We start from the raw sequence: 14,733 nt of genomic DNA on the forward strand, positions 1-14,733 counted from the left end.
CCGTGACGCCAGTGGGCACGATTTCAAGCCTCACCTAACCCGTGAGTCTTGAAACTCGGCCTTGGCCTAAGGTCAGAAAAATGCGCTGACCTAACGCCAATTTCACCGGCTGGGCCCTATCGACAGTTGGTCCCTGACATGGTCGTTAAACGGCGGTTCTAGTGGTTTAATGCTAGCGGAGCCGTGAGGACGACCAGACAGGGCTCAGCAGTGAAATTTGACTTGGGGAGCGTTCTTAGCTGCCCTAGTCAAAGGCCAATCTTCGAGACCGCTTTTTGGGCTCGAAGTTGTGCCCACTGCGTTCCAGCCCTGTCTGGTCGTCCGGTAAGGCGGCTGGTAAGGCGACTGTCAAAGCTAGACCGGCATGTAACCGTTAGACGTGGTGCCGTCGTCGGGGTGGTCCGGTGGGGTTGGTTGGGAAGCCGGCGTTTCAGTGGACGTCGCCGGTTCGCTGAAAGGCATGGGTTCGCGTTCGCGGTCCTTTTGTTGGACCAGCGGTGCCGCCTGGTTCCAGAGCAACAACCACTCACCGCCCAGCGTCAGGCTCTCCAGTTCCAGCTGATTCGGGATCAGGATGTCTTGAGCGAGCCGGTGTTGGTAATCGGTGACGAAACGGGTGATGATGGCCAGGTTTTGGGCCAGATCGTCAGTCCCTAGGGTGCTGAGGTCGGTCTGGTGAGTTTGCCGCAAGTCCTTTTCCAGGTCGCGTAAGTGGCGTTCGATGGTCCGGTTAAACTTGGGGTGGTTCTGGGCATCATAGGCGATCGCGGGTGCGACACCCACGAAGACGGCTTCGAGACGCGGGTAAGCGTCGTCGAAGGTGTTGGCTTGGAGAACGTCGAATTCCCAGCCGATAGATTCAACTTGCATAGTTGTGAACTTCCTTCTTAAAGTGTGATTAACCCTCAGTCTACGGAAATCGGCGGGGGGTGTCAAACTACGAAAAAATCCCCACCGCGCGGGTGAGGATTGGTTTGAATGGGGTTAACTGTTCGGTGCACCGATAGAAGTGTCGGGCCGAACAGGCTTGGTAGACGCGTAGGGACCACAACCGCGGATCACAAACGCGTTCGGTGCACAACTGGTCTTACCAGCTGGCTTTCTTGACGCCCGGAATCTGACCCTTGTGGGCCAATTCCCGGAAGTTCAACCGGGAGAGGCCAAACTTACGCATGTAGGCGTGTGGCCGACCATCGAGGTGATCCCGGTGATGGATCCGGACGGGCGAAGCGTTCCGGGGTAACAGGGCTAAAGCCGCGTAATCCCCAGCTGCCTTAAGTTCGGCCCGCCGGTCAGCGTACTTAGCGACGGTCGCTTCGATCTTCTTTTCCTTTGCAATCTTGGACTTCTTTGCCATTCGAGAAAAACTCCTTTCACTAAAGTAATGATTAATCGTGCCCATCTAAATTACCATAGGGGGTATCGTGGGTCAATCATTTTGCTTACTTTTTGTTAAAAGATGGGAAAGACTGATCACGCTACCGCCCTTTAGATAGCGGTATCAAAAATCCGCCATGCCGAAGCATGACGGATTAGCAGGGATTAATAAGTTAAGTCGTAACTGATATGGTACTGTTGTGTCTGCCCAGCTGGCAGGGTCACGTCGCCGAACTCGGGGTGGTTCATGGAGTCAGGTAACGTTTGTGGTTCCAGGGCCACACCCATGTAAGGCTGACCAGCACCGGCGGCCAACTTGAGGTCGTTGGTGAAGGAGTTGGCGGTGAAGACCACTAGCCCGTTGCGGTCCGACTTGATGGTGACACTACGCTTAGATTGCGGGTCGCTTAGCTTGGCGATGGTGTGATCCGCTGCGGGGACCACGTGGTAGACGTCGTCGAAGCCCTTTTCCGTGGTCTCTTGCATCCCCCGGATAGCGCTACCCAAGTTTTGCCCCGCCTTGAAGTCGAACGGTGTGTTGGCGTTGGCAATCAACTTGCCCGTTGGTAACTTCTCGCTGTCTAAGTCCAGGTGGTCGTCACTGTTGACCTGCAAGGCCTGTCCGGTGATTAATTGGTCATCGCTAAGGTTGAAGTAGAGGTGTGCCGTAGGGTTGAAGACCGTGGTGTCGGTCTTGGCCGTGGCCTCGAAGGTTAACGTCACGTGGTCGTCGTTGTCCAGCCCGTAGATCAACTTCGCGTCCAGGTCGCCAGGGTAGGAATCGGCGGTGCTGGTGAAGGTGTGGGTCAGGACAATCTTAGCGGCGTCAGGGTCACTGGTGTCCAGGCTACCGGCCCAATTGACCGTATTGAAGCCGTGGGGGCCACCGTGCAGGGTGTTTTGCCCTTCATTCGCGTCAACGTGGTAGGTCTTGCCAGCTAACGGGAAGGTCCCGCGCCGGATCCGGCCACCAGTCCGGCCGATGCCCATGCAGACGTAGAACGGATTGTCCAGGTAGTCGGCCATCTTGTGGTAAGATAGCACCAAGTTCTTGGACCCGTTGGCGCTTGGCACGTTCAGGTGATGCAACGTGGCGCCCCAGCTGAGGACGGATAATTGGACCCCGTGGTCATTTTCTACCGTATATTCTGTCACAGGTTGATTCTGATAAGTATCCCATTCTTTAGTGGTCGTTTGCATTGTGATTCCTCGATTTCTTTAAAATAAAAGCGGTTTCAATTTAACTTCTATTTTATTTTTTATACGGACAATTGTCAACTCGAATTCGCGGCCCAACGCGACCAGTCTGGTGGGAAAGTGGTAAGCTAAACTAATGGGCACGGGGATTAACCGTTCTAGGGTAGCACGAAAATTTTATGCGGATAAATTTTGATATAATTTAGTTAATAAGCCCGAATATTTGCGTAACAAATTTTCTCTTGTGCACAATTAAAAAAACTGGCATAATATACAGGTTTAGGGGGGACAGCCTTGAGGAGTAAGTGGCAGTGGTTACCGGTTTTACTGGGTGGCGCCTGGTTGGCTTATCATGAGTTGAGCCGGCGGGCCATCCGTCCGCGCAATCGGCGGTATCGCCGGGCGGGGATTCAGGTCACGACCGTGCCGACCTTGTTCATTCCTGGCTGGGGCGGTAATGCCTGGACCTATAATGGAATGTTACGGTGGTTTGCCCAGCAGGGATATGCCGCCAAGGTTCTGACGATTCGGGTCGATTACCAGGGTCGTCTGCGGGTTACGGGTCACTGGCCAGTCGGTGCGGCCAACCCCACCATTCAGGTCTTGTTCGACCGGAACCTGACTAAGGATTACCGGCAGCAGATTCGCTGGGTCACCCAGATTCTGCGCGCCCTCAAGCAGCGCTACGGCGTTACGGCCTATAACGCCGTGGCCCATTCATGGGGTGGCAGTGCGATGGTTCATAGTCTGGTCAACGACGGGGCCGACCCGACGTTGCCACGGTTACATCGTTTGGTGTTACTGGGCACGCCGGTCAACGAAGCGTCGTCGCTGACGGTCCCCGATCCCGCCTACCGGCACCTCTTAGCGGGGCGGCGGAACCTCTGGGCCAACGCGGGAGCGGAGATCCATAACGTCTATGGCCTGTTAGCGGGACGCCAGACGGACGGTGAGGTACCGGTGGATCAAGCCACGGCCTTGCGTCGGGTGGTCGCACAATCGCCCGTGAGGTATCACGAGTATCCCGTCCAGGGAGTGGGTCACGGTCAGCTACATTCAACCTTGCGGATGTGGCGGCTGATTGCCCGCCTTTTGTGGTCACTCAAAAAGGACGATTAACCAAGGGGTTAACCGTCCTGTGGGTTTAGTTAGGGTTAAACTTCATCGGCTAAAATGGCCTCGATAACGTTGAGGACCCCATCGTGGTCGTTGTCCGTGGGTGTGAGGAGGTTGGCAACGCGCTTGACCGAATCGGTCCCGTTGCGCATGGCGACCCCTAGTCCCACGTGGCGCAGCATTTCTTGGTCGTTGTCGTTATCCCCGAAAGCAGCGATCTCGCTGGGGGCAATTCCCCAGGCCTGTGCCAATTGGGTGATCCCGATGGCCTTGTTCATGTGGGGCGCAATGATGTCGATACTGCCGAAGCCGCTGGCGGTCGCGTGAATCTGTTGCGGGAACCGCTGATTCAACTTGGCGGCCATGGCTTGGATCGAGTCGTTGGGCCATTCGCCATTGATCTTGTAGATGGTGTCGTCGACGGTCAACAGGTCGGGGACCGTAACTAAGTTGTCGATGAAGTAGTCCTGGGCATCTGGATCTAAGGGCTGATTCCCCTGAACAACGTAGGTCCCGTGAGCACCGGATAGGCGTAAGACTTGGGGCCGGATGGTGTCATCAGCCAAGATGGCGTGGACGACTTCGCGCACGGTCGGTAACGGAATGGCTGTTTCGAACAGTGTTTGACCGTGGTCGACGATCAGGCCGCCGTTTTCAGCGACGAAGGTCTGAACGGCCGGCGTCGGTGCAAAGACCTTGTGCAGGTGGCCTAAGTGGTTTCCACTGGCGACCACGAAGCGAATGTTGGCGGCGGTGAGGCGTTGCAGCTGTTGTGCGAACCGCGCGTGATTATAGTCGCGGTCGTGATTCAGGAACGTCCCGTCGACGTCGGTGGCAATCATTTTGATTTTTGGCATACTGAGCTCCTTCTGGTCAATTATTACGTCAATAATACGAAGTTTTTGCGCGAAGTTCAACGGTTCCGCGTGAATCGGTGACTGGACACATTCCGGATAACGGTAGACGGGACACCGGTTACGGGGATGTTCGTGGGACCAGAATGACGACGGAAGATTTTTGAAAAAAGTATGAAGAAACGACAGATAACTAGTTTTTTCATTTACAATGCTATAAACTATTAATCAAAAGGTAACATAAAGGCTGAAAATAACGGTTATAATAAACGGTTAGTGGGTCAGAATAGTAACATCTAGGCAATACAGTGCAGAATTTGAAAGGAAGAGTAGACAATATGACGCAAACAAACGACTTGGGCCAATCCTTAGAATGGTTTTCTCAATTACAAAAGATTATGCGGCCAGTAACGACGATTAAGACGGAGGAAATCACGATTTCTTTGGAACAGTTTAATCTGTTACACGCCATCACGGATCAGCGGGAAGACTTCACGCCGACCAAGTTTGCCAACCAAATCGGCGTTTCCAAGTCCATGATTTCCGGTCAGATCTCCCGGTTATTACGGGCGGGACTGATCGAAAGTATTGCCTCCACGATTGACCGGCGGCAACACAACCTCAAGCTGACACCGGATGGGGTCAAGGTCTACACCCAAGTGCGGGGCCAAGTGGTTGACCGCTTGAATCAATTGCACGCAGATATCACCAGCTTGATGTAAGTTAGACGCAATTATCATCAAATTCACGGCTCTTCTAGGCACGGAATCTTTCATTTCTGTAACAATTCGGTTAAGTTGACCCATCACTTTCTTGGATTAGCTTATACTGTGGGGGTATAGAAAGATTTAGTGAATGGAGGGGCTTTTTTGAATTTGAGGAAGAACTATCTGACAGCTGCAGTGGCTGTGGGAGTCGCCTTATTGGGGGTCGTGGGCCTCACGACCCTACCGACGACCGCTACGGAGACTGTCGCTTACGCGGATACCACGGTGAACGCGAAGCATCAAGGCATGGTTGGGGATGCCAAGACGATCAACAACGACGCGTTCCAGCATATGTTGGATAAGTGGGACCACGGTCACGTCACGGTGCACGTGCCTAAGGGGACGTACGTCTTTGACTCCGGCCACGTGGTTTTACATTCGAATATCACATTTAAGTTCGATAAGGATGCCGTCTTCCGGATCACGGATGGTAATCGGTTGAACTTCGCTTACCCGAGTCCGTCAGCCGGTTATGATGGCGGTATCTCGGACGTGACCTGGAAGGGTGCGACGTTCCAAGGGGATAACACGGAAGACGGCCAAAGTGTCTTCGTCCAGAGTATCCACCACGCAAAGAACGTGACGTTCGATGGCTGTGTCTTCGACAACGCCGAATCACCAACTGGACACTACATAGATATTGACGGTAGTCACAACATCGACGTCTTGAACTCGGTCTTTACCGGTTTCAACGGCTCTAAGGATTACAAGGAAGCCATTCAAGTCGACTATTCGAACAAGAAGGCGATGTCCTACAAGTTGGCGGGCGACAAGTACGATAACTTGCCATCCTACGACGTTAACGTGGACAGTAACCAGTTCTTGCCAGTGACGCGTGAATCCGGACAAGTCCAATCTTACGCGCCGAACCCGATCGGGGAACACTCGATTTACAAGCACGGTGCAGCGGGAATCATCCACGACGTGCACTTTACCAACAACACGGTGGTTGACCCCAAGCCGTTATTGGACGATGGGTCCGCCACAATTCACTTCAAGGGTATCTCCGACCTGTGGATCTCCGGTAACAAGTTCATCAATCAACGGGTCTTAGGTTCTGGGAACTACATCTACTTGTATAACTCTGAACCGTCTTACGACATGAAGAACTTGAACATCACGGATAACGAATTCATCAACGTCAACCCAACCAAGCAATACATCTACTTGGATGCCGGGAAGACGGATGATAATCCGATGTCAGACATCACCATTAAGGGTAACAAGATTACCACCCAGAAGAATGGGGCGACCTTCGTCTCTAGTAACTTCGCGTTAACGGGTTCGAAGATTAAGATCGGGGATAACAAGACCACCATTGCGCCGTTTACCACCACCACGGTCACGCCGCAAAAGCCAATCTCCGAGACCACGGTCAAGCCAAACAAGAAACCGGCTAAGAAGAAGCCAGCGCAGAAGTTGAAGAAGCGTAAGCAGACCAACAAGGAAGAAAAGTACTATGCTGGGCTGGATACGCAAAACGCACAGTTGAAGAGCAACTACAAGAAATACTCCCTGTACAACCATATTCGGGGGCACAAGAACTGGAACATCATGAAGTTCGACTGGAAGAAGCTGAAGAACAAGCGGGTCTACATTGATATGCGGGCCCAAGCCGATACGGGTAAGTGGTACCGGATCCGCTTCTCCAAGAAGTCGACCACGAAGTACTGGATTCGGACGGGTGCTTTGGAATTCAACAAGTTCGACGTGCAAGACTACGAAAATGAGTTGACCTTGATGAAGGTCTACCCGGTCTACACGCGGCCGTTCAACGATCCTTTGTTAGCGAAGCTGAAGGGGACCACGGCGGACTTGCCGAAGCGGACGTACATGATTACCAACCGGGCTTACCGGACGGATGCTAACGGGCACCAGACCGTGTACTACCGGATGAGCAACGGTCTTTGGACCCGAGCCAGCGCTTTTGATTTAGGGAACTAAGCATCAGAATTTAACAAAAGAGTCAACACGATAGTCCCCCTGGGGGTGTTAGGTGAAAGATTGTTATTTCAGCTAGCAACTCTGGGGGGACTTTTGATGTCTCGAGATAAATTTAGAAGCGTCGAAAAGCCTTCGGTTGCTGGTTAAGAGTTTATTTTGCCAGGGTGACTAACTTGATTTCAAAAATTACCGTTTTGAATGCTATTAATCAATCGGTTAGCCTTTAAATTGAAAAGAGTCACCATGGTTCCTTTTTTGGCCTTAAAAATGAAACCCTTTCCAATCTTCAAGAAATCTTCAAATTTCGGGCGAAGAAGCGTCGGATTATCCTGCTAAGCTTGATATAACGGTAATCCTAGCGGCTATGGCTAGTTTGTTAAAAGTTGAGAATTACTTAAATGCCGGCTAAGTCGAGTATTATGGGTTTCATCATCTAGGATTGTGGTGTACAATGATTACCATAATTAGCACTCAACTAATAGAGTGCTAATCTCAAGTACCTCATCGACAGGCAGACTAATTGGAGGGCGATTCTATGATTAAAATGTACTTTCACGCGAAGACCACTGCGGTGACTAAAGCAATGAAATGGCTCGCTAACCACGATGCAATCTTTACCACGCAAGATATTAAAAAACAAGCGCTGACCCGCGAAGAAATTCTCAAGATGTTGTCTCTGACGGAATCAGGAACTGATGACTTGATTTCGACTCGTTCCAAGGCCTACAAGGCTCTGCCAACGTCCGTTCAGGATATGGGCATGAATGAGTTAGTCGAACTCTTACAGAATAATCCGGGGATCTTAAAGAACCCGATTGTGGTAGACCAGAACAAGTTAGCGACCGGTTTCGACTTGGAAACCATTCGGGAATTTGTGCCGGCATCGTACCGGAAGAAGGAGTTGGCGGGCTTCTTCAAGATTTTAAACGGCACCAAGAACGCGTTAGGTGTTTCACCCGCTTAGAGCAATGAGTTGATTGTCATTCCGTAAAATGGGGCCTCAGAAATTTATTTTCTGAGGCCCCATTTTTGTGGGCTGAAGCTTCTAAAACTGCGTGAACCCTGTGGTGGCCCAATCAAACGGGTAGACTAGGTGGAGATGATTACCAACGAATTGCGGAAAAAGCGTGACTTTACGGGGGAGTTGTTCGTTAACTTAGTGAGCAGGGGGGAGGAAGCGTGAATTTAGCAGATTACGAGACACTGGTGGCCCAGCTGGCCGTTGAGATTCGGCGGTACTTGGTCAGTCGGGGAGCCGACCCGGAGACCGCAGCGGACATCGTGCAGGACATGTTCGTGAAGGTCTTGGAAAGCGACCTGGTCCTACCGCCGGAAAAGCTCCGGCCGTACCTGTACCGGGTGGCTTGGTCGACGTACCTGGATGCGTACCGGCGTCGACAGCGGTATCGCCAGTTAGTCGACCGGTATCTAGGACCGGCACTGCAACGGCCGCCGGCACCGAGCGCTCCGCCCACGGTGGCGGACCAGGCGCTACAACGCGGGCTCGCCCGGCTAAAGCCCCGGGACCGCCAGTTATTGATTCACCGGTACTCGGAAGAGTGGTCCTTTCGCCAGTTAGCGCGGGCCCTGAACATCACTGAAGGGGCGGCCAAGATGCGCGTGTACCGGGTACAACGCAAGTTAGAAAGACTCATGAGGAGGGTTTACCGTGAAGACGGACATCGAATTTAACCGCTTAGCGCGCCGGGTACGCTGGAAGCGCTGGCTCATCACGATTGGGATTGCTGTGGTGGTTAGCTTTGGCCTAGTGGTCGGCGGGTATCAGCTCTTACAACACCTGGCGGCCAAGTCATCGGACCGCGACATGGATTATTTGCAGGTTACGGCGGAGATCCTGGCGCCGAACTTACAGTCGAGTGACCGCTACCTGGCCAACACCACGATTCAGGGGGGGCAGGTGGTCAGCCACCGGTATAAGGAGATTGCGGGCCAGCGGGTGGCTTGGTCGCCAGCTGTGACCAATTATTCGTGGTTAGGCACGGAGTTGGGCACGGCGATCAACGCCACGGACTGGGGGAATACGCGGCAAGACCGGGTCTATGACCGAATCACGCAACAGCGGGTTCCCCAGTTCTACGACGTGTCGCGGCGGCCAACTAAGGCCGACCCCCGGCGGCAACAGGATTTGGCGACCGTAGCCCGGACCTCGCATCAGGTTGCCGAAGTGGCACTAACGTTCAAGCACCCGCTGACTTACGCGGCGATTCAACGGAAATTACCGCGATCCTTGACGGCGGCTTGGTACTGGATTGGAACGAAGGATTCCGCGTCCCCCGAATTGACCAACGATTACCTGGGGATTGCCGGTGGTGACGACGGTGCGCCCGGGACCGGACGGCTGACCACCAACAACTATCGGTATTTCCGGTCCGCGTTGAAGCAAGCGTACCAGGAGTTCGGTGGGACGTTGCGGACCGGGGGTCTTGACGTGTTCAAGTTCGGTGCGCAGTACGCTAAGCGTTACCCGTCCTTGCAGACCGCCAAGTTTGCGGGGGTCATTGTCACGGGCAACAGTGCGGCCTTTAAGCAATTGGGCCACCCGGACTGGGTCGCCGCTAGTTCGGCTGGTATCGTGATGCCGCAAACGGCGATTCAATAGAGCAGACGTAAAATCCCCGCTACCTGGAGTTATCCGGGTAACGGGGATTTTTGGTGTAATTTGAGGAGGGGGAGCGCTTAGCTCATGCTAACGGGGCGGGAGTAACCCACGGTGTGCCACCAGGAAACGTTAGTGGCTTCGGTCACGACGCCGCGAAGTTGGGCGTCGATCATCCGGTGATTTCCCATGTAGATGCCCACGTGGGTGATGTTGGACTTGCTGGTCCCGAAGAAGATCAGGTCGCCGGGCTTGGCGTTAGCCGCACTGACGTGTTGGTAAGCGTTGTATTGTTGTTGCGCGGTCCGCGGTAACGTGGTACCTAAGGCCTTGCTGAAGACGTACTTGGTGAAGCCGGAGCAGTCAAAGGAACTTGGGCCGTTGGCGCCGTAAACGTAGGGCCGTCCTAGGTATTGCTTGGCCTTGGCAATCAGGGTCGCGTAGTCGCCAGATTGCGTGGTGCTGGTGGTGTTAGCCGTGTCAGCGGCGGTCGATGAAGTCGTCGTGGTCGATGCCGTGTGGTTGAAGGACGCGGTCGACTTCTTTTGCAGGTAACCGTGCCAGATCCACCCGGAGGCCGTCCCCCGACCGTTGGTAACGTAATAGTAGATGGCCTTGTTTCCGTTCTTCTTTAAGATGGTCCGCTTTTGGGTGGCGTGCCAAGTGGTGTGCGGGTAGTTCTTCAAGTAGTGGGTCTTGTGACCGAACTTCAGATTAGACGCCGTACCACCTAGGTTGTAGGTCCAGCCGGTCGCGCTCTTACGCACGTAAGCTGTGTTGGTCATATAACTGGTACTGAGAATCTGGTTTTTACTATTTGCGGAAGCTGGGGTGCTCATCCCGAAGATGGGAAGCAACGCAGCGGTAGCCGCAACGGCGAAACTGACATGTTTAATGTTCATGGTTTTTATCCATCCCTTATATGTAAGTTTTGATTTTAGTCATTGGTTAAGAACTCACCTCTTAAGATAGCGCATCATGGTTACAGGAAGATGTCGAGTGACTATCATTGCGGTTACGCCCGCGCAACAAAGCCGTCACATTTTAAGGTCCCGGTAACGTTTGGCGGACGGGACCCAGCGCATAGCGAGAATGGTGAAGAAATGCTGAGGAATTGATGAGGTGTTTAGGTCAGAGACGCCTGGAAATAGTTGCGCGGCTGAAGTTTGTGAACCAAAGGTTAGGCGTCTTAGCTATCGGGGGAAAACTTAAAAGTGATTGGAAGCCCGGTCAAAACTGCGTAGGGAACTTAGAAATTTTGGGCGAAAGATTACAAAATTTATTTTAAATTGTCTACAACCAAACAATTAGAAAATCCTAATTTAACGGCCATAAACGGAAATGACGCCAAGCAAGTGCCCGCCAGCGAAAATAAGTTGATCAGAATGTCAAACCATACTTTTTCTTATACCAGGTTAAATTATTGGTGGACGCAGAATAACTCACTTAGTAGACTGTTTACATGTTGACCGACCCCGATGAGCGGGCAGGTCGAAAACTAAAACTTACTTTCCCTAACGATTAAGGAGGAACTATTCTATGCAATCCAAGCGTCCCATGATTAAGAAACGTTGGTGGTTAACCAGTGCTACGGCCGTGACCTTGACGGCGATGAGTCTCGCCATGACCACAGCACAAGCCGATGCCGTGAATCCAACCGCACCAGTAGCAGTGACGTCCCAGTCCGCTCAAGCCAGTTCGGCAGAAACGACGGCAACCACGCCAGCTACGGCTGACGATACCGCAGCGACGACGGATACGGCGACTACTGTGGCGAATCAGACCGCCGCGTCATCAACGGAGACCCCAGCAGAGACGCCTGAACAGTCAACTAATCCGGCGGAAGCTTCTACGGAACAGCCGACCACTGATCCGACTGCTTCAGCAGACACGACCACGGGTGAGTCCACGACAGAAGAAAGTGCAGCCCAGTCAGAAGCCAACTCAGTAGAAGCAGTTCCAACGACGCCTGAACAGACCGCCCCAAGTACGACGGCTGGTTCAGACGCCGGGGCGACTGAATCAACGCCGACTGCGAACACGGATTCAGTTAGTCAGCAGGAAGCGACGCCTAGCGCTCCTGAAGTAACGGCCCCAACGACGGATGACGCGACGACGAAACCTAGCGACGGCGCTAACGTGGTCGCACCAGCCGACCAAGCGACGCCTAGCACGCCGGAAGAGACTAACGACGCGGCGACCACCAAGCCTAGCAACGGCGCAAACCTGGTGGAATCGATGGACGATACGGCCATGACCAAGCCTAGCGCGGGAGCTAGCGTGGTGGAATCAGCCGCCACGGCCAATGATGTGGCGGCAACCAAGCCGATGACCGGGGCCCAAGCGGTGCAAACTGCCAACGACCCGCTATCAGTGACCGTGACGACGCCGATGAGCGCGCCATTGAAGCAGGTGGCTAAGAAGACCCACCGGGCCGATGACGACATCAACGTGTGGATGCCGAACAAGCACCTACAAGCCATCATTTTAGCGGACCTGCAAAATGACAGTCACCATTTACCAACTAATAAGACCTGGAACAGCGTCAGTGACATCACCAAGGAAGACATGGCACTCCTGACGTCCATCCGCGGGTTTACCTACATTGACGGTAAGACGCCGTTCTCCTTGGAAGGCCTGCAGTACGCTAAGAACCTGAAGGACATCTTCTTAGAAGCCAACCTGAATGAATACCCCGTCTCTCACGTGCGTGGGGATATTGAAGACATTTCGCAATTGAAGGACCTAGAGTTCCTGGAAGATGTCTGGCTGCAGAACAACCGGATCAAGGACGTGACGCCTTTAGCCGGAAAGAAGCACTTGAAGTCCCTGAAGATCTCCCATAACGCGATTTCTGACTTCTCGCCATTAAAGGGGATGTCGTTCGATGAGATGTCCACCTTCGCGGGTCAGGTGATCGAATTACCTAAGAAAAAGGTTGATAAGAACAAGAAGACCGGCCACCTGGCGATTACCTGTGTGCAGATGGATGGCACCACGGTTGAATTGAAACCTATGGGCGCTAAGGGCGGTAAATTGTGGGCCTTTAACGGCGACCAACTGGCTTACCAGGTCTTCTACAACGGTGGAACTGCGACGCCGGACGGCAAGGGGGGACTGTACTACACGGACCTGGTCGCCCAAGCCGCAGGTGACCCGCTGATGCCAGACAACTACCCGACGGACAAGTACTACATGATGGGGAGTACCGGTGGGTCGACGCCGGACTTCATGGTGGTCCAACCTTATGAATACGCGGATCTGGGTGGTACCGTGACGGTCCATTATGTTGACCGAGAAGGCAACACGCTGGCGGAAGACACGGTCTTATCCGGACACGAAGTTGGGGAGTCCTACACTACGGAACCCCTGACGATTCCTGGGTACACGCTCCAAGACGCTCACCCGCAATTCTCCGAGGGCCAGTATGGCAAGGATGATGTGGAAGTGACCTACGTCTACGCCCTGGACCAATCTGACCCGGGAACTGGTGATAACGGCGGTGACAAGCCAGGTAACGGGGGCGACAACGGTAACGGTAACACCAGCACGACCCCGGGTGGCGACAACGGTAACGGTAGCGGGACTCCCGGCGATGGGGGTACCGGCACTCCGGGCGGTACTGGCGATGGCAACGCGAGTGGCGGTCAAGGTGGCGACGCTGGTGGCTCCGGCAACGGTAGTACGGACACCGGTAACCAAAACCAAGGCGGCAATGGTGACTCCGGTAACGGTAGTGCGGACACCGGCAGCCAAGACGGTAGTGGTTCCGGTAACGGCGGCGCAGCGGCTGGTGGCGACAACTCCGGTAGTGGTAGCCAAGGCGGCACCCAAAATGGAGGCAGTGGCGACCAAGGCGGGAGTACGACGACCACGCCTGGGGATGGCACGGTAACCGTAACGCCGGCACCTAGCCAACCGAACAAACCAAGCCAAAGTCATCCGAACAAACCTGGCCAATCCACGCAAGTGACGCACCCCGTAACGGGTGGCCAAGCCGACCAACCAGCAATCAGCACGCCGGTAGCGGCACCAGCGACCGACCATGGAACGGTCGACCTGACGGCAACGACTGCCGGGGATGCGGATGACCAAGTGAGTCCGACCACGGAACTCAACGATCAACCGGGTCATGCTCAAGACCTTAACGCGGTATCGACGGATACTGAAAGCAACTTGCCGCAGACCAACGGCAAACAGAACCCACTGGGTGTTCTAGCGGGTGGTCTGATGCTGGTCATGAGTATCTTGACCTTCGGTTGGTTCAAGCGGCGCAGTCGCTAAAACGAATTCAAGCAACACACTCCCTGTTACGATTCCTAAGCCGGACGCCCCATCCGGTCCCAAATAAGCGTTAAAAAACTCGACTTCCCGCTGCGGGGGAGTCGAGTTTTTTGGGCTTTAATCTTAAATTCGATTTGAATTAGGGACTATCCTGGGTAAACATAGTTGGGTTCCGTGAGTTAAGTGCTTGGACTACCAGCGTAAAACACTGCTTGATGTTCTCAGAAGCTCGTTACTTTGGTGACGCGTAGTTCCCAAAGTCGCTGTCAATGCTAGTGGGGATTCATGCCATTGACGGGTAATTAAATCTGTAATAACGTATGACTGTCGATTATACATAAGTACAAAAAGTTCCGGTTGTTCTGTACTGGCTCAAATCTGCTGATTATCCTTAGGTGCCGTTGGTAGTAAAAGATGGGAGCCTCTTTTTAGATGGGGATTAAAAGAGGCGTTATCGACAGTTTTTACTAGAATCCGAAGACCATTCAAACATGGGCGTATTTTTAACTTTAAAGGTGGAAATTATAAGTCATGGTCATACCGATAAAAGAATCATTAATATTTCTTATGAGTATAT

Annotated in this window: 12 protein-coding genes; 7 read left to right on the forward strand and 5 right to left on the reverse strand. The window is 53.3% G+C overall.

Annotation, left to right across the window (positions count from 1 at the left end):
- Nucleotides 1-354: 354 nt before the first annotated feature.
- From FD30_RS06565 to FD30_RS06575, 3 genes are all read right to left on the reverse strand, one after another.
- Nucleotides 355-870, reverse strand: coding sequence for a hypothetical protein (locus tag FD30_RS06565; RefSeq protein ID WP_056944373.1), 516 nt, complete (start codon nucleotides 868-870; stop codon nucleotides 355-357).
- 217 nt (nucleotides 871-1,087) lie between these two features.
- On the reverse strand, nucleotides 1,088-1,357 hold the full coding sequence (gene rpsN, locus FD30_RS06570; RefSeq protein ID WP_024747499.1) for a 30S ribosomal protein S14: 270 nt from the start codon (nucleotides 1,355-1,357) through the stop codon (nucleotides 1,088-1,090).
- 185 nt (nucleotides 1,358-1,542) lie between these two features.
- Nucleotides 1,543-2,577 carry an aldose epimerase family protein gene (locus tag FD30_RS06575; RefSeq protein WP_056944374.1) on the reverse strand — a complete coding sequence of 345 codons (1,035 nt, stop codon included), beginning with the start codon at nucleotides 2,575-2,577 and terminating at the stop codon, nucleotides 1,543-1,545.
- 291 nt (nucleotides 2,578-2,868) lie between these two features.
- Between FD30_RS06575 and FD30_RS06580 the strand changes: the two genes are divergently transcribed.
- Nucleotides 2,869-3,693, forward strand: a complete 825-nt coding sequence (locus FD30_RS06580) for an alpha/beta hydrolase (RefSeq protein ID WP_056944375.1) — start codon at nucleotides 2,869-2,871, stop codon at nucleotides 3,691-3,693.
- Between the two features lie 35 nt (nucleotides 3,694-3,728).
- On the opposite strand, the gene FD30_RS06585 is transcribed toward FD30_RS06580, so the two are convergent.
- Nucleotides 3,729-4,547, reverse strand: coding sequence for a Cof-type HAD-IIB family hydrolase (locus FD30_RS06585; RefSeq protein ID WP_024747502.1), 819 nt, complete (start codon nucleotides 4,545-4,547; stop codon nucleotides 3,729-3,731).
- A 335-nt stretch (nucleotides 4,548-4,882) separates the two neighbouring features.
- On the opposite strand from FD30_RS06585, the gene FD30_RS06590 reads away from it, so the two are divergent.
- The 5 genes from FD30_RS06590 to FD30_RS06610 all read left to right on the forward strand — a co-directional run bounded on the left by FD30_RS06590 (nucleotide 4,883) and on the right by FD30_RS06610 (nucleotide 9,875).
- Entirely contained in the window at nucleotides 4,883-5,266 is a 384-nt protein-coding gene (locus FD30_RS06590; protein WP_024747503.1) for a MarR family winged helix-turn-helix transcriptional regulator, read from the forward strand.
- A 147-nt stretch (nucleotides 5,267-5,413) separates the two neighbouring features.
- Nucleotides 5,414-7,255 (forward strand): glycoside hydrolase family protein, encoded by a 1,842-nt coding sequence (locus FD30_RS06595; RefSeq protein WP_056944376.1) that lies wholly within the window; start codon nucleotides 5,414-5,416, stop codon nucleotides 7,253-7,255.
- A gap of 535 nt (nucleotides 7,256-7,790) precedes the next feature.
- Nucleotides 7,791-8,219, forward strand: coding sequence for a Spx/MgsR family RNA polymerase-binding regulatory protein (locus FD30_RS06600; RefSeq protein WP_024747505.1), 429 nt, complete (start codon nucleotides 7,791-7,793; stop codon nucleotides 8,217-8,219).
- Nucleotides 8,220-8,434: 215 nt separating this feature from the next.
- Entirely contained in the window at nucleotides 8,435-8,947 is a 513-nt protein-coding gene (locus FD30_RS06605) for an RNA polymerase sigma factor (protein ID WP_056944377.1), read from the forward strand.
- Nucleotides 8,925-9,875 carry an anti sigma factor C-terminal domain-containing protein gene (locus FD30_RS06610; protein ID WP_056944378.1) on the forward strand — a complete coding sequence of 317 codons (951 nt, stop codon included), beginning with the start codon at nucleotides 8,925-8,927 and terminating at the stop codon, nucleotides 9,873-9,875. The genes FD30_RS06605 and FD30_RS06610 overlap by 23 nt, the downstream gene beginning before the upstream one ends.
- A 77-nt stretch (nucleotides 9,876-9,952) precedes the next feature.
- On the opposite strand, the gene FD30_RS06615 is transcribed toward FD30_RS06610, so the two are convergent.
- Complete coding sequence (locus FD30_RS06615; RefSeq protein ID WP_186810765.1) at nucleotides 9,953-10,774, reverse strand: C40 family peptidase; 822 nt, start codon at nucleotides 10,772-10,774, stop codon at nucleotides 9,953-9,955.
- 637 nt (nucleotides 10,775-11,411) lie between these two features.
- Between FD30_RS06615 and FD30_RS06620 the strand changes: the two genes are divergently transcribed.
- Entirely contained in the window at nucleotides 11,412-14,156 is a 2,745-nt protein-coding gene (locus tag FD30_RS06620; RefSeq protein WP_056944380.1) for a MucBP domain-containing protein, read from the forward strand.
- Nucleotides 14,157-14,733 lie beyond the last annotated feature (577 nt).

Source organism: Levilactobacillus namurensis DSM 19117 (assembly GCF_001434785.1).
Lineage (GTDB): Bacteria > Bacillota > Bacilli > Lactobacillales > Lactobacillaceae > Levilactobacillus > Levilactobacillus namurensis.

Bases quoted from the DNA above. Each gene is read 5' to 3' on its own strand.
- FD30_RS06565 (WP_056944373.1), bottom strand. From the start codon at position 870: ATGCAAGTTGAATCTATCGGCTGGGAATTCGACGTTCTCCAAGCCAAC.
- rpsN (WP_024747499.1), bottom strand. From the start codon at position 1,357: ATGGCAAAGAAGTCCAAGATTGCAAAGGAAAAGAAGATCGAAGCGACC.
- FD30_RS06575 (WP_056944374.1), bottom strand. From the start codon at position 2,577: ATGCAAACGACCACTAAAGAATGGGATACTTATCAGAATCAACCTGTG.
- FD30_RS06585 (WP_024747502.1), bottom strand. From the start codon at position 4,547: ATGCCAAAAATCAAAATGATTGCCACCGACGTCGACGGGACGTTCCTG.
- FD30_RS06590 (WP_024747503.1), top strand. From the start codon at position 4,883: ATGACGCAAACAAACGACTTGGGCCAATCCTTAGAATGGTTTTCTCAA.
- FD30_RS06600 (WP_024747505.1), top strand. From the start codon at position 7,791: ATGATTAAAATGTACTTTCACGCGAAGACCACTGCGGTGACTAAAGCA.
- FD30_RS06615 (WP_186810765.1), bottom strand. From the start codon at position 10,774: ATGAACATTAAACATGTCAGTTTCGCCGTTGCGGCTACCGCTGCGTTG.
- FD30_RS06620 (WP_056944380.1), top strand. From the start codon at position 11,412: ATGCAATCCAAGCGTCCCATGATTAAGAAACGTTGGTGGTTAACCAGT.